This is a genomic window from Microbacterium sp. dk485, assembly GCF_004570445.1.
GTDB classification, from domain to species: domain Bacteria; phylum Actinomycetota; class Actinomycetes; order Actinomycetales; family Microbacteriaceae; genus Microbacterium; species Microbacterium wangchenii.
Window position 1 is genome coordinate 1807520 of sequence record NZ_SPQW01000001.1, and the last position, 19616, is coordinate 1827135.

At 70.9% G+C, this 19616-nt stretch carries 18 protein-coding genes; 8 read left to right on the forward strand and 10 right to left on the reverse strand.

The window, feature by feature from the left end; genetic code table 11:
• Positions 1–2: 2 nt before the first annotated feature.
• On the reverse strand, positions 3–1169 hold the full coding sequence (gene rhaI / locus E4V99_RS08485; protein WP_135116945.1) for an L-rhamnose isomerase: 1167 nt from the start codon (positions 1167–1169) through the stop codon (positions 3–5).
• On the reverse strand, positions 1166–1567 hold the full coding sequence (locus E4V99_RS08490; protein ID WP_135069505.1) for an L-rhamnose mutarotase: 402 nt from the start codon (positions 1565–1567) through the stop codon (positions 1166–1168). Before E4V99_RS08490 ends, rhaI begins: the two co-directional genes overlap by 4 nt.
• Positions 1568–1712: 145 nt before the next feature.
• On the opposite strand from E4V99_RS08490, the gene E4V99_RS08495 reads away from it, so the two are divergent.
• On the forward strand, positions 1713–2714 hold the full coding sequence (locus tag E4V99_RS08495) for a LacI family DNA-binding transcriptional regulator (protein WP_135069502.1): 1002 nt from the start codon (positions 1713–1715) through the stop codon (positions 2712–2714).
• Between the two features lie 19 nt (positions 2715–2733).
• Here the strand turns inward: E4V99_RS08495 and E4V99_RS08500 are convergent, their stop codons facing one another.
• From E4V99_RS08500 to E4V99_RS08510, 3 genes are read right to left on the reverse strand one after another with little or no spacing between them, the layout of a single operon-like run.
• On the reverse strand, positions 2734–4362 hold the full coding sequence (locus tag E4V99_RS08500; RefSeq protein WP_135069499.1) for a DHA2 family efflux MFS transporter permease subunit: 1629 nt from the start codon (positions 4360–4362) through the stop codon (positions 2734–2736).
• 17 nt (positions 4363–4379) lie between these two features.
• The gene (locus tag E4V99_RS08505; RefSeq protein WP_135069496.1) at positions 4380–5780 is read right to left on the reverse strand and encodes an MFS transporter; all 1401 of its coding nucleotides are present in this window, start codon (positions 5778–5780) and stop codon (positions 4380–4382) included.
• A complete protein-coding gene (locus E4V99_RS08510; protein WP_240742734.1) occupies positions 5777–6220 on the reverse strand; it encodes a MarR family transcriptional regulator in 444 nt (147 codons plus the stop codon). The genes E4V99_RS08505 and E4V99_RS08510 overlap by 4 nt, the downstream gene beginning before the upstream one ends.
• A gap of 67 nt (positions 6221–6287) precedes the next feature.
• Between E4V99_RS08510 and E4V99_RS08515 the strand changes: the two genes are divergently transcribed.
• The gene (locus E4V99_RS08515) at positions 6288–7136 is read left to right on the forward strand and encodes an alpha/beta fold hydrolase (protein WP_135069493.1); all 849 of its coding nucleotides are present in this window, start codon (positions 6288–6290) and stop codon (positions 7134–7136) included.
• A 22-nt stretch (positions 7137–7158) separates the two neighbouring features.
• On the opposite strand, the gene E4V99_RS08520 is transcribed toward E4V99_RS08515, so the two are convergent.
• From E4V99_RS08520 to E4V99_RS08530, 3 genes are all read right to left on the reverse strand, one after another.
• The gene (locus tag E4V99_RS08520) at positions 7159–8163 is read right to left on the reverse strand and encodes a sugar phosphate isomerase/epimerase (protein WP_135069490.1); all 1005 of its coding nucleotides are present in this window, start codon (positions 8161–8163) and stop codon (positions 7159–7161) included.
• 35 nt (positions 8164–8198) lie between these two features.
• A complete protein-coding gene (locus E4V99_RS08525; RefSeq protein WP_135071518.1) occupies positions 8199–9341 on the reverse strand; it encodes a Gfo/Idh/MocA family oxidoreductase in 1143 nt (380 codons plus the stop codon).
• Positions 9342–9438: 97 nt separating this feature from the next.
• On the reverse strand, positions 9439–10485 hold the full coding sequence (locus E4V99_RS08530) for a substrate-binding domain-containing protein (protein ID WP_135069487.1): 1047 nt from the start codon (positions 10483–10485) through the stop codon (positions 9439–9441).
• Between the two features lie 269 nt (positions 10486–10754).
• On the opposite strand from E4V99_RS08530, the gene E4V99_RS08535 reads away from it, so the two are divergent.
• The 6 genes from E4V99_RS08535 (at position 10755) to E4V99_RS08560 (ending at position 17763) form a co-directional block, all read left to right on the forward strand.
• Entirely contained in the window at positions 10755–12275 is a 1521-nt protein-coding gene (locus E4V99_RS08535) for a sugar ABC transporter ATP-binding protein (RefSeq protein WP_240742733.1), read from the forward strand.
• A gap of 86 nt (positions 12276–12361) precedes the next feature.
• Complete coding sequence (locus E4V99_RS08540) at positions 12362–13318, forward strand: ABC transporter permease (RefSeq protein ID WP_135071512.1); 957 nt, start codon at positions 12362–12364, stop codon at positions 13316–13318.
• A 71-nt stretch (positions 13319–13389) separates the two neighbouring features.
• Positions 13390–14568 (forward strand): ROK family transcriptional regulator, encoded by a 1179-nt coding sequence (locus E4V99_RS08545; RefSeq protein ID WP_135069484.1) that lies wholly within the window; start codon positions 13390–13392, stop codon positions 14566–14568.
• Between the two features lie 28 nt (positions 14569–14596).
• Positions 14597–15646 (forward strand): biotin/lipoate A/B protein ligase family protein, encoded by a 1050-nt coding sequence (locus E4V99_RS08550; RefSeq protein WP_135069481.1) that lies wholly within the window; start codon positions 14597–14599, stop codon positions 15644–15646.
• Positions 15643–16653 carry a site-specific DNA-methyltransferase gene (locus E4V99_RS08555; protein ID WP_240742910.1) on the forward strand — a complete coding sequence of 337 codons (1011 nt, stop codon included), beginning with the start codon at positions 15643–15645 and terminating at the stop codon, positions 16651–16653. The genes E4V99_RS08550 and E4V99_RS08555 overlap by 4 nt, the downstream gene beginning before the upstream one ends.
• A gap of 123 nt (positions 16654–16776) precedes the next feature.
• The gene (locus tag E4V99_RS08560) at positions 16777–17763 is read left to right on the forward strand and encodes an LLM class F420-dependent oxidoreductase (protein WP_135116947.1); all 987 of its coding nucleotides are present in this window, start codon (positions 16777–16779) and stop codon (positions 17761–17763) included.
• A gap of 4 nt (positions 17764–17767) precedes the next feature.
• Here the strand turns inward: E4V99_RS08560 and E4V99_RS08565 are convergent, their stop codons facing one another.
• Both E4V99_RS08565 and E4V99_RS08570 read right to left on the reverse strand, forming a co-directional pair.
• Positions 17768–18610 (reverse strand): NAD(P)-dependent oxidoreductase, encoded by an 843-nt coding sequence (locus E4V99_RS08565; protein WP_135116949.1) that lies wholly within the window; start codon positions 18608–18610, stop codon positions 17768–17770.
• Positions 18611–18629: 19 nt separating this feature from the next.
• Positions 18630–19601 carry a squalene cyclase gene (locus E4V99_RS08570; protein ID WP_135116951.1) on the reverse strand — a complete coding sequence of 324 codons (972 nt, stop codon included), beginning with the start codon at positions 19599–19601 and terminating at the stop codon, positions 18630–18632.
• Positions 19602–19616: the final 15 nt, after the last annotated feature.

The following is a 19616-nucleotide window of genomic DNA, read 5'->3' on the forward strand; positions in this document are numbered from 1 at the left end:
GTTCATGCTCCCCACCCCGCCTGGGCGCCGCCCAAGCGTTCTTCGGCGATCTTCTGCTGGTATCCGGACGCTGCGTAGGCGGCCATCGGGTCGGCCGGGAGTCCGCGCGACTCCCGCCACTGCGCAAGGGCCGGGCGGACGTCGGTCGAGAAGGCGTCCATGAACACCGCGTGCGCTCCGAGCACGTCGTTGGCCTGCTGCGCGGCATCCAGGGCCTCGCGGTCGAGGATGAGCGCCCGGGCGGTCATCTCCTGCACGTTCAGGACGGAGCGGATCTGCCCCGGGATCTTGTCCTCGATGTTGTGGCACTGGTCGAGCATGAAGGCCACGTCGGGGTTGTTCAGTCCGCCGCCGCGCACGACCTCCACGAGGATGCGGAACAGCTGGAACGGGTCGGCGGCGCCCACGATGAGGTCGTCGTCGGCGTAGAAGCGCGAATTGAAGTCGAACGAGCCGAGCTTGCCCAGGCGCAGCAACTGCATGACGATGAACTCGATGTTGGTGCCGGGGGCGTGGTGGCCGGTGTCCAGGCACACCATCGCCTTGTCGCCGAGGGCGGCCACCTGGGCGTACGAGGTCCCCCAGTCGGGCACGTCGGTGTGGTAGAACGACGGCTCGAAGAACTTGTACTCCAGGACGAGCCGCTGGTCTTCACCCAGGCGCGCGTAGATCTGCTGGAGGGAGTCCTGCAGGCGGTCCTGACGCGCGCGCATGTCGTTCTGGCCGGGGTAGTTCGACCCCTCGGCCAGCCAGATCTTCAGGTCGCGGGAGCCGGTCTCGTGCATGATGTCGATGCACTCGAGGTGATGGTCGATGGCCTTGCGGCGGATGCGCTCATCGTGGTGGGTCAGGGCGCCGAACTTGTAGTCCTCGTCCTGGAAGGTGTTGGAGTTGACGGTGCCCAGCCGCACGCCGAGGTCTTCGGCGTAGGAGCGGAGGGCGCCGTAGTCCTCGACCTTGTCCCACGGGATGTGCAGCGCGACGCTCGGGGCCAGCGCGGTGAAGGCGTGGACCTGCGCGGCGTCGGCGATCTTCTCGCGGGGGTCGCGCGGTGTGCCCGGGGTGGGGAACACGCGGAACCGCGTGCCGGAGTTGCCGAAGGCCCACGAGGGCAGCTCGATGGCCTGCCCTTCCAGGGTCCCCAGGATCTCGGGGGAGAGAGTCGTCATGCGTCGTCGCTTTCGGTGTCGGTGTCGGTGTGGGGGGTCAGGCGGATGGCGCGGGTGAGCTGGTTTTCCAGGTGGAAGACCTCGGGGAGGGCGGTCGCGGCCTGGTCGGGGCGTCCGTCGAGGTCGATGAAGAACGGAGCCATGTCGGCCTCCCACCGCGCGGCGACCTCGGACGCGGCGAGGTAGGCCTGCGCGGCCGCGTCGTCATCGGTCTCGTAGTACCCGATGAGACGGCCGCCGTCGCCGAGGAACAGCGAGTAGTTTCGCCGGCCGGCGGCGGCGATCTCGGCGAGCATCTCCGGCCAGACGGCGGCGTGACGGGCCAGGTATTCGTCGAGTCTGTCGGGACGCACCTGGAGGGTGAAGCACACGCGGGAGGGGCCGGCGGGGTGGGGCATGGGTGGTGTCTCTTCGTTGAGGCCGGGCGCGCCGGATGCGGGCAGTGAATCGTTTCACAGCACAATAGAGCAGCGACCGGGCGACGTCAATCCGGCGGTGGCAGTGCGATACAGTCGAGCGAATTCGCAGAGGGGACGCGCGCGCATGGCTGTCACGATCCGCGAGGTAGCCGCGCGCGCGGGCGTCTCGGTCGGAACGGTCTCGAATGTCCTGAACGATCGCGCCAACGTGACGCCCGACGTCGTCGCGCGCGTCCGTGCCGCGATCGCGGAGCTCGGCTATGTCCGCAACGACGCCGCGCGACAGCTGCGGGCGGGGCGAAGCCGTGGCATCGGACTGGTCGTGCTCGACATCGGCAACCCGTTCTTCGCCGCCGTCGCGCGAGGCGCCGAGCAGCGCGCCGCCGAGGAAGGGCTCGTCGTGCTCCTGGGCAGCAGCGAGCAGGATCGTGCCCGTGAGGACGCGTACCTCGATCTCTTCCGGGAACAGCGGGTCAACGGCGTTCTCGTCTCGCCCGCCTCCGATGACCTCGCCGCCCTCGAGCGGCTCGCCGCATCCGGCATCCCGGTCGCCCTCGTCGATCGTGAGGCGGCCGGCTCGGGGTTCGCCTCGGTCGCCGTGGACGACGAGGAGGGCGGGTATCTCGCCACTACGCACCTGCTCGGGCTGGGCCGTCGCCGCATCGCGTTCGTCGGCGGACCGCTGACCACGCGGCAGGTGGCGGATCGTCTCGCCGGCGCGCGCCGGGCGGTCGGGAACGCCCCCGGCGCGACGCTCGAGGTGCACGAGACGGCCGGTACGACCGTGCTGCACGGACGGGCGGCAGGGGAGGAGCTGCGGGGCCGGCCGGAACGCCCGGATGCGGTCTTCGCGGCGAACGACCTCGTGGCGGTGGGGGTGCTGCAGGCGCTCACGCTCCTCGGCGGGGTGCGGGTGCCCGACGACATCGCCCTGGTCGGCTACGACGACATCGACTTCGCCACTGCGGCGGTCGTGCCGCTGAGCTCCGTCCGCCAGCCCGCCGAACTCATCGGCCGCACCGCGGTCGACCTGCTCCTCCGGCAGGGGAACGGCGCCCTTCCGGCGGCGGATGCGGCGATCCGCTTCCGCCCCGAGCTCGTCGTGCGCGCCTCCACGAGCGGCTAAGACCCCGCGTCCGTGGAGGTCAGGCAGGAGGCGGTGCCGCGGCCGCGCCGTCCGCGACCTCCGCCGGCCGGCCCGCGCGGGGCGTGGATGCGGCGGAGCCGAGTGACAGCGTCGACAGCAGGCCGAGCGCCAGGAAACCGGCGGCGGTGAAGGCGGCGGCGCGCGTGCCCTCGGAGAAGGCCGCCTTCGCGTCATCGGCGATGTCCTGCGTCTGCGGGGAGGCCTCGAGTCCGGCGATGGCGCCGCCGGCGCTGTCCACGACCGCCGACACCGTCTGCTCCCGCTGGTCGCCGGGCACGCCGCGGTCGGCGAGCTTCGTGTCCAGGATCCCGGCGGTGCTGCTGAACAGCACGGTGCCCAGCACCGCCACTCCGAGGGCTGCGCCGAGCTGACGCGACGTGGACTGCGTCCCCGAGGCCTGCCCGCTCTCGGCGACGGGGACGTCGGCCAGGACGACGCCGGTGAGCTGTGCGGTGGCCAGCCCCACGCCGAGACCGTAGACGAACAGGAAGGGCAGGAGCGCCAGCGGGGAGGAGTCCGGCCCGATCATGAACGCCACGCCGGCCACGCCCACGACCTCGGCGAGAAGGCCGACGCGCACGATCCACACCGGTGCGACCCGGTTGGCGAGGGCACCGGCGATCCCGCTCGCCACGAACGATCCGCCGGCCAGGGCGAGGAGGACGAGGCCGGTCTGCAGCGCATCCAGGCCGAGTACGAACTGGAGCCACAGGGGGAGCGCGAGGATGATGCCGAACTCGCCGAGCGAGACGACCATCGCGGCGATGTTGCCGTTGCGGAACGAGGCGATCGTGAAGAGGCGGAAGGCCAGCAGCGTCGACTTGCCCGCGCGCTCGCGCCGCAGGCCCCACAGGATGAACGCGACGAGCCCGACGAGGGCGACGAGGAACGCGACCGGCACGGGGGAGAGGTCCCACGGCCACTCCCACCCGCCGATCTGCGCCCGGGTCTCGGTCAGCCACCAGCCGTAGGTGCGCCCCTCGATGAGGCCGAAGACGAGCGAGGCCATCGTCACGACCGAGAGTACGGCGCCGACGACGTCGATGCGCTGCGTGCGCTCGCCGCGCGACTCCGCGACGGTCAGCCACACCCCGATCAGGATGATCAGTCCCAGGGGGATGTTGATGCCGAACGCCCAGCGCCACGAGAACGCCGTCGTCAGCCACCCGCCCAGCAGCGGCCCCAGCGCCGCCATGCCGCCGATCGTCGAGCCCCACACCGCGAAGGCGATGCCGCGCTCGCGGCCGCGGAAGGTCGCATTGATGAGCGAGAGCGTCGTGGGCAGGATCATCGCTCCGCCGACGCCCTGGATCAGCCGCGAGAGGATGAGCAGGCCGCCGTCGGGGGCGAGCGCGGCGGCCACGGAGGCGGCGGCGAAGATCACGACGCCGGTCAGCATGATCGCGCGTCTGCCCAGGCGATCGGCAAGGCTGCCGAACACGAGCAGAAGCGACGCGAAGACGAGCGTGTACGACTCCTGGACCCACTGCACCTCCGTGGAGGTGATCCCCAGTTCGTCGACGATGGAGGGGACCGCGACGTTGACGATCGTCGAGTCGACGATGATCAGCGACACGGCGATGCTGATGAAGACGAGCCCCACCCAGCGGCGAGATGACGGTGTCATCTCGCTAGCTTATCTAGCTAGTTCTTCCTGTCCAGGGATTCCTCGAGATCAGGACGGTCGGCGCGCGGGTTCTTCGCGCGTGCCGCGTTCGTCGCGTGCGGCAGCGGGATGGGGGTCGTTCCGGCGACCTCGTCGCTGAACTCCTCCGGCACCGGTGCGATGACCGTGATGGGGAGGGTCTCATCCAGCGTCAGGCGGAAGCGCTTGCTCTCGTGGCGCCGCACACGGCCGGAGGCGAGGGTCCAGGTGAGGCCGATGCCGCAGGCGACCAGCGCCATGATCGCCGCGACGAAGATGGCCACACGCGTGCCGAAGGCGTCGACCATCCACCCCACGATCGGGGCGCCCACGGGAGTCCCGCCCAGGAGGATCGCCATGTACAGCGCCAGCACGCGCCCGCGCAGCGCCGGGTCGGTCGTCGTCTGGACGTAGCCGTTGGCCGTGGTGAGGGTCGTGACCGCTGCGAAGCCGACGAACACGAGCGTCACGGCGTAGAGCACGTAGCTTGGTGCGAGGGACGACGCGATCATGGCCAGGCCGAACCCGCCGACGGCGAAGATCACCACGCGCATGCGCGCCCGGTCGCGGCGCGCCGCCAGGAGCGCGCCGGCCAGCGAGCCGATCGCGAGGATCGAGCTGAGCAGGCCGAACCCGTCGGCGCCATGGCCGAACTCGAGCGCCATCGTGGAGGCGAAGATCGGGAAGTTCATGCCGAAGGCGCCGAGGAGGAACACCATCGAGAAGATCACCAGCAGGTCGGGTCGCCCGCCCACGTAGCGGAAGCCGTCGGCCAGCCGGGATCGGCCCGATCCCACGGCGCGGGGGATGAACTCGTGCGGTCGCATGAGGGCGAGGGCCACCAGCATGGCGATGAACGTCGTGGCGTTGACGAGGAACACCCAGCCGCTGCCGATGAGCACGATCATGACGCCGGCCACGGCGGGGCCGATGAGGCGGGCGGTGTTGAACGACGCGGCGTTCAGCGCGACGGCGTTGGAGGCGTTCTCCCGCGTCACCAGGTCGGAGACGAACGCCTGCCGGGCCGGGTTGTCGAAGGCCGTGATGATGCCCAGCGCGAAGGCGAACACGTACATGAGCGGAAGGGTCATGACGCCGGTGAGCACGAGCACGCCCAGCGCGACGGCGAGCAGGAGCATGAGGCTCTGGGTCACCATGATGAGCTTGCGCCGGTCGAAGCGGTCGGCGACCCATCCCGTGACGCTCACCAGGAGCAGCGGCGGGGCGAACTGCAGCGCCATCGTGATGCCCATGGCGCCCGCGTCGTTGGCGGTGAGCTCGGTGAGGACGACCCAGTTCTGCGCCGTGGCCTGCATCCACGCGCCGATGTTCGACACGACCGCGCCGATGAACCACACGCGGTAGTTGAAGATCGCGAACGAGCGGAACATGGCGGTCATCGGTCGGCCAGCTTCCGCAGGATCGCCGAGGCGTCGGCCAGGGCGGTGCGCTCGGCGTCGGTGAGCTCGCCCAGTGCCGCCTCCAGCCACGCGTCGCGGCGTCGCACCGTCTCCTCGACGACGTCGCGGCCGGCCGGGGTGAGGTCCACGAGCACCTTGCGGCGATCATCGTCCATGGGGGTGCGCGTGATGAAGCCCGACTCCTGCAGGCAGTTGACGGTGCGGTTCATCGACGGCGCCGTGACGCGCTCGCGCTCGGCGAGCTCGCCGAGGGTGTGCGGACCGTACACCTTGAGGGCCGCGAGCACCGCGAACTGTCCGTCGCTCATGGAGTCGACGGCACGTTCGGCGCGAAGTCTGCGGGCCAACCGGAAGGTGGCCATGCGGACATCGGATGCGGCGGCGCTGAGGTCGGTGGGAGAAGTGTTCGACTCTGTCATGCCGTTGTTTAGCTTAGCTCATTAGCCTTGCTAAGAAAAGGCCGACGGGCCACCCTAGACTCGGCGCATGCCCGAGTTCGCCGATGCACACGGGGTCGCGATCGTCTACGACGTCGCCGAGGCCGCCCACCCCCGCGCCGTCGTCCAGCTGCTCCACGGCGTCGGCGAGCACGCCGGCCGGTACGGCGCCCTCGTCGCGGCGCTCACCGACGCCGGATACACCGTCTATGCCGATGACCACCGCGGGCACGGGCGCACGGGGATGCGCCAGCACGGCGGCGATGCGCGCAAGCTCGGCCGGCTGGGCCGGGGCGGCCACCGCGCGGCGGTGGAGGCGGTGTGGATGCTGACGCAGCGCATCCGCGCGCAGCATCCGGATCTGCCGCTCATCCTCCTCGGGCACTCGTGGGGGTCGCTCCTCGCGCAGATCCTGCTGAACGACCACCCCGACGCCTACGACGCCGTCGTGCTGAGCGGGTCGGGGCTGCGGATGCCGTGGTCGTTGAACGCGGGAGACCTGAACAAGCCGTGGCGCAGCGCCAAGGGGCACGGGATGCAGTGGCTGTCGTCGGACGACGCCGTCGGCGCCGCGTTCCTGGAGGACCCGCTGACCACCTCCGCGTCGATCGCCCGCCTGTTCGGCGTGGCCGAGGGTGTCCGGCTGTACGGGCTTCCGCGACGCGATCTGGGGCGCGACATCCCGGTGCTCCTGATGGTCGGACGTGACGACACCGTGGGCGGTCCGCGCAGCGTGCACCGCCTCGCCGACGCCTACCGCAGCCGCTCGAAGCTCACCGACGTGACGACGCTCGTCTACCCCGGCGCGCGCCACGAGATCTTCAACGAGGTGGCCCAGGCCGACGTGCGCGCCGACCTCCTCGCGTGGCTGGACCCCCGCTTCCCCGCGCGCGACTGACGCGCGGGGAAGCGCCCCCGGTCTATTTCCGGCTGAACGCCGCGTCGAAGGCCGCGCCGGAGGGCTCGTACGACGACATCCGCCGCACGAAGCCGAGCGCCTCCGGGGCCCCGACGAGCCGATCCATCCCGGCGTCCTCCCACTCGACCGACAGCGGCCCCTGGTAGCCGATCGCGTTCAGCATGCGGAAGGCGTCCTCCCACGGCACGTCGCCGTGACCGGTGGAGATGAAATCCCACCCGCGGCGGGGGTCGGCCCACGCCAGGTGCGACGACAGCCTCCCGTTGCGCCCGTTGGTCAGGCGCTTCTTCGTGTCCTTGCAGTGCACGTGGTAGATGCGGTCCTGGAAGTCCCAGAGGAAGGCGACCGGGTCGATGTCCTGCCACACCATGTGCGACGGGTCCCAGTTCAGCCCGAAGGCCTCCCGGTGGCCGATGGCCTCCAGCGTCCGCACCGTCGTCCAGTAGTCGTAGGCGATCTCGGAGGGGTGCACCTCGTGCGCGAAGCGCACGCCCACCTCGTCGAAGACGTCGAGGATGGGGTTCCACCGGTCGGCGAAGTCCTGGTAGCCGGCGTCCACCAGCTCGGCCGAGGCCGGCGGGAACATCGCGACGTACTTCCAGATCGACGAGCCGGTGAAGCCGGTGACGGTCTTCACGCCGAGCTTGGCCGCGAGGCGGGCGGTGTTCTTGAGCTCCTCCGCCGCGCGCGTGCGGACGCCCTCGGGGTCGCCGTCGCCCCACACCACGTCGGGCAGGATGTCGCGGTGCCGCTGGTCGATGGGATCGTCGCAGACGGCCTGGCCCTTCAGGTGGTTGGAGATCGTCCACACCTTCAGGCCGTTGCGCTCGAGCACGTCGAGCTTGCCCTGCACGTAGGCGTCGTCGTCCCAGCGCCACGGGTCGAGGTGGTCGCCCCAGCAGGCGATCTCCAATCCGTCATAGCCCCACTCCCCGGCGAGGCGGGCGACCTCCTCGAAGGGCAGATCGGCCCACTGGCCGGTGAAAAGGGTGATCGGTCGCGCCATTGCGGGTGTCCTTTCGCTGCGGGAACGGGAGTGGATCAGCCGACGTCGAGCCACGCGCTGCCCTGCGCGGCGCTCTGCTCGACCGCGTCGAGCACGCGCTGCACGTGCAGGCCTTCGGCGAACGAGGGGTGCGGCTGCGAGCCGTCGGCGATCGCGGTGACGAAGTCGACGACCTGGTGGCTGAACCCGTGCTCGTAGCCGAGCATGTGCCCGGTGGGCCACCACGCCGACAGATAGGGGTGGTCGTGCTCGGTGACGAGGATGCGGCGGAACCCGAGCTCGGTCTCCGGCGCTGTGGCGTCGTAGAACTCCAGCTCGTTCATGCGCTCGAGATCGAAGGCGAGGGCACCGGCGGATCCGGAGATCTCGATGCGGAGTGCGTTCTTGCGTCCGGTGCGGAACCGGGATGCTTCGAACGACGCCAGCGCGCCCTTCTCCAGTCGCCCGGTGAACAGCGCCAGATCGTCGACGGTGACGGCGCCGCGCTCGGCGGAGGCGGTGCCCGACAGCCCGATGCCCTCGCCCAACAGTGGGCGCTCGGCGACGAGAGTCTCGAGCACGCCGGAGATGCGGGTGACGTGCTCCCCCGTGATGAACTCGGTGAGGTCGATCGCGTGCGCCCCGATGTCGCCCAGGGCGCCGGACCCTGCCCGCTCCTTCTGCAGGCGCCACGTGAGGGGGGCGTCGGCGTCGGAGAGCCAGTCCTGCAGGTACTCCGCCCGCACCTGACGGACCTCGCCGATGCGGCCGGCCGCGACGAGGTCGCGCGCGAAGGTCGCCGCCGGCACGCGGCGATACGTGAAGCCCACCATGGAGCGGACTCCCCGGGCGGCGGCGCGTTCGGCGGCGGCGGTCATCGCCTCCGCCTCCGCGACGGTGTTGGCGAGCGGCTTCTCGCACATCACGTGCGTGCCGGCCTCGAGGGCGGCGATGGCGATCTCGGCGTGCGAGTCGCCGGGGGTGACGATGTCGACGATGTCGATGTCGTCGCGGGCGATCACCTCGCGCCAGTCGGTGGCCGCCTCCGCCCAGCCCCACTTCTGCGCCGCGGCACGCGTGCTCTCCTCGCTGCGTCCGACCACGACCGCCATCTCGACGGTCGCCGGCAGATCGAAGAAGCGCGGCGCGACGCGCCATCCCTGCGAATGGGCGGCTCCCATGAAGCCGTGACCGATCATCGCGACGCGGAGAGGTGTGCTCACAGAGGTGTCCTGTCTGGGTGGCAGCGGAACTGACTGAGGTGGGGCGTCCGAGGTTACCGGACGCCCCACGGGGTCAGGATTCGAAGGCCAGGTCGATGAACTCCGACACGTTGTCCTTCGTCACGACCGGCGCATCCAGCACGACCCGGTTCGGCACGCTCGGGGTGATGAGGTCGCCCGCCGTCTTGCCCTGCGCGATCAGCCGCGCGAGGGCGATGCCGTCCGCCGCCTGCGTCGAGGGGTAGATGACCGTCGCCTTCAGCACGGTGTCGTCCGCCTCGATGGCTTCCATCGCGTTGCGGGACCCGGCGCCGCCGATCATGAAGAACTCGTCCCGGCCGGCCGAATCGATCGCCGCCAGCACGCCGATCCCCTGGTCGTCGTCGTGGTTCCAGACGGCGTCGATCTGCGGGTTGGCCGACAGCAGCTGGGATGCCGCGCTCTCGCCGCCCTGCACCGTGAAGTCGGCGGCGACGCGGGGGCCGACCTCCAGGCCGCAGTCCTCCAGCGCGTCCGCGAACCCCTGCGAGCGGTCCTGCGTCAACGGCAGCGAGTCGATGCCGGCGATCTCGGCGACGACGGCGTCGGTGTTCCCGTCGAGCTGTTCGCAGATGTAGGTGCCGGCGCTGACCCCCATGCCGTAGTTGTCCCCGAGCACCGTCGTCCGCGCGGCGAACGGGCTGGAGAACTCCCGGTCGACGTTGACGACCGGGATCCCCGCTTCCATGGCCTTGATGGCCACTTCGGTGAGCGCCGCTCCGTCGCTGGGCAGGAGCACGATCGCGTCCACGCCGTCGTTGATGAACGTCTCCACCGCGGCGATCTGCGCCGTGACGTCGTTGGTCCCCTCGGCCACCTGAAGATCCACGTCGGGGAAACTCTCCGCCGCCGCCAGCGCACCGGAGTTGATGGCGCCCAGCCATCCGTGGTCGGCGGCAGGTCCGGAGAAACCGATCGTGACGGTGTCGCCCTCTTCGGCGTTCTCCTCACTCGTGGTGCCCTGGTCGACGACATCGGCCTCCTCGGCACCCTGGGTGCAGCCGGCCAGGAGCGCGACGGCCGCGAGGGCGGCGCCGCCGAACAATAGTGCGCGCGAGCGCGCAGTGCGCAGTGAATGCATGACTTCCTCCTTGAATGCGATGCAGTCAGGACCGCGAGCCGATGCTGTGGTGCTTCCCCTGGTAGGCCGCGCTGACAGCGTCACGGTAGCAGAGGCGCCCGACGGCGAACAGCTTTTGCCGGGAACCCGTCATAAGTCAGCCGTCGCAGGTCGGCCGTGCCGCAACGCGACCTGGCGGGGATCTCTGCGGGTGGGGAGGATCGGCCACGCCCTGGACCCGGGATGCGGAGGCATCGTGTTCTCCTCTGTGCACGTGTATTGTCTGCGACGTGATCAAAGATGACCACCCATCGGCATTACTCGAGGTCCGGGGGGCGACGAAGTCGTTCGCCGGCGTCGCCGCGCTGAAAGGGGTCGACCTGGACGTCCGTGCCGGGGAGGTGCACTGCATCCTCGGCCAGAACGGCGCCGGCAAATCCACCCTCATCAAACTGCTCGCCGGCGTCTACCGGCCCGACGACGGCACGATCGTGTGGCAGGGCGAAGACGTCGAGATCCCCGACCCCGAAGCCGCCCTGCGCCTGGGCATCGCGACGATGTACCAGGAACTCGACATCGTCGACGGCCTGACGGTCGCCGAGAACGTCTTCCTCGGCCATGAGATCGGGCGCGCGGGGTTCACGCGCCGTGCCGACGCAGCCGCCCGCACGCGGGAGCTGCTGGCCCGGCTCGGTCACGCGAACATGTCGCCGCACACCGAGGCCGGCGAGCTCAGCGCCGCCGGCAAGCAGATCGTCAGCATGGCGCGCGCGCTGTCGCACGACATCCGGCTCATCGTGATGGACGAGCCCTCGGCGGTGCTCGACACCGAAGAGGTCAAGAACCTCTTCCACGTCGTGCGGGAGCTGACCTCCGCGGGCATCGCGGTGATCTACATCACGCACCGGCTGGAGGAGATCCGGCAGATCGGCGACCGCATCACAGTGCTCAAGGACGGCCGGTCCACCGCGTCCGGACTCCCCGTGGCCGATACGCCGACGAGCGAACTCATCCGCCTCATGACCGGACGCGCCGTGGAGAACGTCTTCCCCCCGCACGTCCCGGTACCGCCGGATGCGCCCACGGTGCTGCAGGTGAGCGAGTTGGGCCTGGCGGGCGTCTTCGAGGACGTGTCGTTCTCGGTGCGCGCGGGGGAGGTGGTGGGGCTCGCGGGCCTCGTCGGCTCCGGCCGCTCGGAGATCCTGGAGACCGTCTACGGGGCGAGGCGGGCCACCGCCGGCAGCGTGCAGGTCGCGGGCCGGACGCTGCGTCCGGGGTCGGTGACCGCCGCCGTGAAGGCGGGCGTCGGGCTGGCGCCGGAAGAGCGCAAGAGCCAGGGGCTGCTCCTGGACCAGCCGCTCTTCGTCAACGTGACCCTCTCCTCCCTCAGCCGCTACGCACGGGCCGGATTCCTGGACGAGCGCGCCGAGCGCCGGGTCGCGCGCGAGCAGATCGAGGCGCTCGAACTGCGCCCCGCCGACCCCGACCGCCCGGCGGCCACCCTCTCCGGCGGCAACCAGCAGAAGATCCTCCTCGCCCGCTGGCTCGTGCACGGCACACGCGTGCTGCTGCTGGACGAGCCGACGCGCGGCGTCGACGTCGGTGCGCGCGCCGAGATCTACGCGCTCATCCGGGCGCTCGCCGCGGCCGGCAACGCGATCGTCGTGGTCTCCAGTGAGATCGAAGAAGTGCTCGGACTCGCCGACACCGTGCTCGTCGTCGCCGAGGGGCGCGTGCTCCAGACCGTCCCGGCGTCCCGCATCGACGAGCACGGCGTGCTCGACCTCGTCATGAAAGGAGCTGCCGCGTGAGCGAGCAGACCGCATCCCGCCCGGCAGCGACATCGCCGCCGCCCTCCGGCCCGCCCGCCTCCCGCGAGCCGTTCCTGCGCCGCATCATGCGCGGCTCGCTGGGCCGCAACCTCGGACTCATCGTGGCCCTCGTCGTGCTCTTCGTGGTGGGGACCATCACCGCCGGCGACACCTTCACGAGCATCAACAACGTCCTCGTCATCCTCCGGCAGGCCTCGATCATCGGGGTCGTGAGCATCGGCATGACGTTCGTCATCATCTCCGGCGGCATCGACCTGTCGGTGGGGTCGGTCCTCGGGCTCGCCTCGATCGTGGCAACCCTCAGTGCCGTCCAGGGTCTCGTCGACAGCACGCACTGGATCGTCATGGTGCTCGTGGCACTGGCCGTCGGGGTGGCCGCGGGACTGATCAACGGCGTCGTGATCGCCTACGGGAAGGTCGTGGCGTTCATGGCGACCCTCGCGATGCTCGTCGCCGCCCGCGGTCTCGCGGAGATCCTCGCCGAGCGCCGCACCCTCATCGTCGACTCCCGGGCGTTCGTCTCCGCCCTCAACGCCGACTTCCTCGGCGTGGACATGCTCATCTGGATCTTCGTCCTCGTCGCCCTCGGCGGCTGGATCCTGCTCAACCGCACGACGTTCGGTCGTCGCACGGTCGCCATCGGCGGTAACCGTGAGGCCGCGCGCCTCGCGGGCATCGACGTCAAGCGGCACATCACGTGGCTCTACGCCCTGTCGGGGCTGACCGCCGGCATCGGCGCGATCATGATCCTCGGACGCACCACCTCGGGGACCTCCACGCACGGCACGCTGCTGGAACTGGACGCCATCGCCGCCGTCGTCGTCGGCGGCACGCTCCTCGCCGGCGGCCGGGGGACCATCACGGGCACCGTGCTGGGCGTCCTGATCTTTGCGACGCTGCAGAACGTGTTCGTGCAGAACAACCTCTCCTCCTCGGTGCAGAACGTGGCGAAGGGGCTCATCATCGTGGTCGCCGTGCTGCTGCAGCAGCGGTTCGCCCGCACGAACACCCGCGGGACGTGACCGCCGGCCGTGGTGCCGCACGCGCGCGCAGACTGCTGCGGCCGCTGTGATTCACTGACTTCGTGGCACTCATGAGCGAACAATCATCGGTGGGCTCAGGCGGTGTCCCCGAGCTGTTCCAGCTGCTGCGCGACGGCGTCCCCCGCACGCGCGCGCAGCTGGCCAAGGCGACGGGGCTGGCCCGCTCCACGGTGGCGGCGCGGGTGGACGAGCTCATGCGGCTGGGCCTCGTCTCCCCGGTGGCGGATGCCGCGTCCACGGGCGGACGCCCCTCCTCGCAGTTCGCCCTGAACCCGGGTGGGCGCGTCATGGGCGCCGTCGACCTCGGCGCCTCCCACGCGACCGTGGCGCTCATCGACCTCACCGGGGCCGTGCTGGTCAAGAGCACCGAGCCGTTGGATGTCGCATCCGGGCCGGAGCCGGTGCTGACGACCGTGGTGGCGGCCCTGACGTCGCTGCTGGAGCGCACCGGCCGCTCTGAGAGCGACCTCGCCGCTATCGGGATGGGGGTGCCCGGCCCCGTGCGGCACTCCACCGGGCAGCCGGTGAACCCCCCGATCATGCCGGGGTGGGACCGCTTCGACGTGCCGGGGTGGATGCGGCAGCACCTGTCGGCGCCGACTCTGGTCGACAACGACGTCAACCTCATGGCCCTCGGGGAGCGCGCCGTCGCGTGGAACGGCGCCGAGCACCTCATGTTCGTCAAGGTCGCCACCGGGGTCGGGGCGGGCGTGATCTCCGGCGGGCAGCTCCTGCGCGGCGCGCAGGGAGTGGCCGGCGACCTCGGGCACGTGCGCGTGGCGCGCGGAGCGGACGTGCCGTGCCACTGCGGCAGCCGGGGATGCCTGGAGGCGCTCGCGTCCGGACCGGCGATCGCCCGCGTGCTGCGCGCGCAGGGCATCCCCGCCGATTCCGGCGACGACGTGATCGACCTGGTCAAGCACAACAACCTCGAGGCGATCCAGGCCGTGCGCCAGGCCGGCCGCGACATCGGCGAGGTGCTGACGACGAGCGTGAGCCTGCTCAACCCGTCGGTGATCGCGATCGGCGGCTCGATGGCGCGGGTGGGCGAGCACCTCATCGCCGGCGTGCGCGAGGTGGTCTACACGCGGTCGATGCCGCTGGCCACAGAGCGCCTCGCGATCGTGCATTCCGCGGCCGCGGAGGACGCCGCGGTCATCGGGGCGGGGATCCTCGCCCTCCAGCACGCCCTCGCACCCGAGTCGCTGCACCGCATCGTCACCGCGTGAGGCGGCAGCCGGACGTAGGCTGAGGGCCATGCACGGCGAATACAAGGTGCCCGGCGGCAAGCTGGTCGTGGTCGACCTCGAAGACCACGACGGACGCATCGGCGGGTTCCACCTCGCCGGCGACTTCTTCCTCGAACCGGACTCGGCGCTCGACGACATCGACGCGGCCGTGAACGGACTGCCGGTGGAATCCGACGTGGCCACCATCGCGGCAGCCATCCGGGCGGCACTGCCCGAGGGCGCTCAGCTGCTGGGGTTCACGCCGGAAGCGGTCGGCACCGCGGTGCGCCGGGCGCTCATCACCGCCCCCGGGTGGAGCGACTTCTCGTGGGAGGTCGTGCACGACGAGCCGGTGTCGCCCCTCATGAACCTGGCCCTGGACGAAGTGCTCACCACGCGCGTGGGCGACGGCCGGCGCAATCCGACGCTGCGGCTGTGGGAGTGGAACGAGAACGCGGTCGTGATCGGGTCGTTCCAGTCTGTGCGCAACGAGGTCGACCCCGCCGGGGCCGCACGTCACGGATTCGACGTCGTCCGCCGCATCTCCGGCGGCGGCGCGATGCTCATGGCGGCCAACTCGATCGTGACGTACTCCCTGTACGTCCCCGCATCCCTCGTGGCGGGGATGACCTTCGCCGACTCGTACGCCTTCCTCGACGACTGGGTGCTGCAGGCGCTGCGCTCCCTCGGGATCGAGGCGACCTACCAGCCGCTGAACGACATCGCCTCCCCGCACGGCAAGATCGGCGGCGCGGCGCAGAAGCGCCTCGCCAACGGCGGCGTGCTGCACCACGCGACGCTCAGCTACGACATGGACGGCCAGATGCTCACGGACGTGCTGCGCATCGGGCGCGAGAAGCTCAGCGACAAGGGCACGCAGTCCGCGGCCAAGCGGGTGGATCCGCTGCGCAGCCAGACCGGCCTGCCGCGGGAGGCCATCATCGAGCGGTTCATCGAGACCTTCACGAAGCTGTACGGCGCCGTGCCGGGTCACATCACGGAAGAGGAATACGCCGAGGCCGAGGCTCTGGTGACCTCGAAGTTCGCCACCGACGCGTGGCTGCAGCGCGTCCCGTGAGCCCCCGCGGCGGCGCGGCCGAGGGGCCCGCCGGGTCTGTCCGCATCCACGCCGGCGACAACCTCGGGGTGGCGAGGTCGCTGCCGGACGCCGCCTTCACCCTCGTCTACCTGGATCCGCCGTTCAACACCGGCCGCTCGCGGGCCCGCGCGGTGGAGACCATGCTCCCCCTCGACCGTGTCGACGCCGGGCCCGGGGATGCCGCGGGACCGGGTGCGGCGGCGGGCGAGGACGGGCTCATGCCGATGGGTCCGCGGTTCGGGTTCCGGGGACGGGAGTACGACAAGCTGCGGGGCGACCTGCGCATCTACGACGACCGGTTCGACGACTACTGGGGGTTCCTGGAGCCGCGCCTGCGGGAGGCGTGGCGCCTGCTCGCACCCGACGGCACGCTGTACGTGCACCTGGACTACCGCGAGGCCCACTACGCCAAGGTGCTCCTGGACGCGCTGTTCGGTCGCGAGCGGTTCCTCAACGAGATCGTGTGGGCCTACGACTACGGCGCCAAGTCGCGGCGCCGCTGGCCCACGAAGCACGACACGATCCTGGTGTACGTGAAGGATCCCCAGCGGTACTGGTTCGACTCGGATGCGGTGGACCGCGAGCCGTACATGGCGCCCGGGCTCGTCACACCCGAGAAGGCCGCGCGCGGCAAACTGCCCACCGACGTGTGGTGGCACACGATCGTGCCGACGTCGGGCCGCGAGAAGACCGGGTATCCGACGCAGAAGCCCGAGGGCATCCTGCGGCGCATCGTGCAGGCCTCCAGCCGCCCGGGCGACTCCGTGCTCGACCTCTTCGCCGGCAGCGGCACGACCGGCGCGGTGGCCAGCGCCCTCGGTCGCCACGCCGTGCTCGTCGATGACAACCCCGAGGCGATCGCGGTCATGCGCGCGCGGATCCCGCACGCCGAGGTCGTCGATACCGGGGCCGCCGCCGCAGCCGCGGTCGCCCCCGCCGCCGAGGTTTCCCCTGTTCGCGCCAGTTCGGTGCAATCGCGCCAGTAAGAAATGGCGCAGTTGCGCGAAACTGGCGCGGACGTGGGATGGGGCGGATGCCGGCGCAGGGCCCGGGGCGGGGGGAGCGCGTGGCGCGCCGGCGGGCGGGAAGAGGCTCTCTAGGCTGAGGGCATGCGATTCGGACTCTTCATCCCCCAGGGCTGGCGCTTCGACCTCGTCGGCATCGACCCGGCACAGCACTGGAGCACGATGCGCGGGCTCGCGCAGGCCGCCGACGCGGGGCCCTGGGAGTCGCTGTGGGTCTACGACCACTTCCACACCACGCCGGTCGCCAGTGCGGAGGCCACGCACGAAGCGTGGACGCTCATGTCGGCGTTCGCCGCCTCCACCGACCGCATCCGCCTCGGGCAGATGTGCACGTGCATGAGCTACCGCAACCCCGCCTACCTGGCCAAGGTCGCCGCGACGGTCGACATCGTCTCGGGCGGGCGCACCGAGATGGGCATCGGCGGCGGATGGTACGAGCACGAGTGGCGCGCGTACGGATACGGGTTCCCGCCGATCACCGAGCGGCTCGGGCGGCTGCGCGAGGGCGTGGAAATCATGCACCAGGCGTGGACGACGGGGTCGGCCACGCTCGAGGGGAAGTACTACTCGGTGGACGGAGCCATCGTTCAGCCGCTGCCGCTGCAGGAGCGGGGCATCCCGCTCTGGATCGCCGGCGGCGGGGAGAAGGTCACGCTGAAGATCGCGGCGCAGTATGCGTCGTACACCAACTTCGGCGGGTCCCCGGAGGAGTTCGATCACAAGTCGCAGGTGCTGCGCGGACACTGCGACGCGCTCGGGCGCGACTTCCACACGATCACGCGGTCTTCGAACTTCAACACGATCGTCGCGGCGACCGAGGCGGAGGTGGAGGACCGCCTCGCCGCGGTCATCGCGCGCCTCACGCCGTTCGTCGGTGCCGAGCGCGCCGCCGTGATCGAGCGCGACTATCGCGGATCGGCGGCCGTCGGAACGCCGGACCAGGTGGCCGGACGCCTCGCCGATCGTGCCGCCCGAGGGCTGGGCTACGCCATCCACTACTTCCCGGAAGCGGCCTACGACCGCTCGGGCGTCGAACTGTTCGAGCGCGAGGTCATCCCCCAGCTGGCGTGAGGGGTCAGGCGTCGCGCCACGAGTGGCGAGGCGCGTAGCCGAGGAGGCGCCGGGCCTTGTCGATCGACAGCAGCGTGTCGTGCTCGCCGAGGTCGCCGTGCACCGGTACGTCGGGGAAGACCTCCGCGACCAGCTCGGCGTTCGGCCGGCTCATGACGGTGTCGGCGGCGGCGATGATGAACCGGTCGAATCCGGCCGGGGCCACCTCCAGCGCACGCTCGATCGCGTGGGCGCCGTCGCGCGCGTCGATGTAGCCCCACAGGTTCCACTTGCGCGTCTGCGGGTCGGCGTCGAAGGAGGGGAACTCGGCGTAGTCGGCGGGGACCATGACGTTCGAGAAGCGCAGGGCGGTGATCGAGAGGTCGGGATGCCACCGCACGAGCTCGATCGCGAGCTGCTCCTCGAGGTGCTTGACGAGGGAGTACACCGACTCCGGACGCGCGGGATACTCCTCGTCCACCGGAATGTAGGGCGGAGGGACGTCGAAGGGAAGGCCGAGCACCGTCTCGCTGGAGGCGTACACGATGCGCCGCAGGCCGGTGCGCACCGCCGCCCAGAAGACGTTGAAGGTCGCCGTCATGTTGTTGTGGAACGTCGCCACATCCGGGCGCAGGCCGGGGGCGGGGATCGCGGCGAGGTGCACGACGGCATCGACGGGAGCGCGGTCGTCGCCGGCGCCGCCGAGCGCGTCGATCACCTGGCCGTAGTCGGCCAGGTCGAGCTGGACGAATCCCGGTCGGCGGGGCCCGACGGCGTCGAGGGCGACGACGTCGTGCCCGGCGGCGCGGAGTTCCCGCTCGACGACGGTGCCGAGCTTGCCGGATGAGCCGGTCAGTGCGATGCGCATGTCTCAGCGTCGCACGTCATCACACCCGCGCGGGCCGGTGCGCGGCATCCCACCACTCCAGGACGCGCAGGGCGTGGAAGGTGAGCCACCGAGACGGTTGGCCGGGCGGGACGTCGACCTCGAACCATGTGCGCCCTTCATGACGCAGCTGCTGGTGCCACGTGCCGTCGGCATCGCGGGCGTCGCGGATGAGGGCGATCGCCCCGGCCATGCGCTCGTCGGGCCGGACGCCGTCGTGCAGCGACGCTGCACGGAAGTAGTCGGCAGCGCGCAGGACGCTGTAGAACCAGCGGTACGGATACGCGAAGTGCGTGGCCCACGGCGCGTGGGTCTCGCCCGTGGAGCGCCGCCGCAGGAGCCCCCGCTCGAGGAGATACTCCTGTGCGCCCTGGCGTGCCGCCGTCAGCTCCGGGGTCCCCCCGGTGCGCTCCTCGAAATCGAGGATCCCCACCAGCGCGTTGAGCGTGGAGTGGAAGGAGGACCGGGTGGCCCCCTCGACCCACTCGCAGTTCCAGCCGCCGTCGGCCAGGCGGTGTCCGACGAGCCACGCCGCGATCGGGCTCACGTCCGCTCCCAGCCATCCGCCGTTGGCGAGGGTGTACCCGTTGATGCACGCGTCGACCTCGCCACCCCAGTAGGGAAGGTCGTCGTACTCCCATCGCGCGTTGCGATCGAGCAGTCCAGCGGTGTCCGGGCGCAGCGCGTCCGGCGGGACGCCCCACTCCCGCAGGGCGTTGAGCGACCAGGTCGTGGCCGTCCATGGCTGCCCCGGCTCGTCCGGTGACACGTGGGCGGGGAAGTACGCGCCCCCCGCCCATTGCCCGTCTTCGTCCTGCCGTGCCAGGAGGGCGGCGCCATGGCCCTCGGTCGCGACGCGGGACCGGGTCTCGCGCCACACCGATTCCGGCGCGGAATCGAGGTCGCGCTCCACCTGCCAGCGCAGGGTCGGGTCACTGTCCCTCAGCCAGGCGGCGATCTCGTCCTCGGTCATGCCGGGACCATAGCG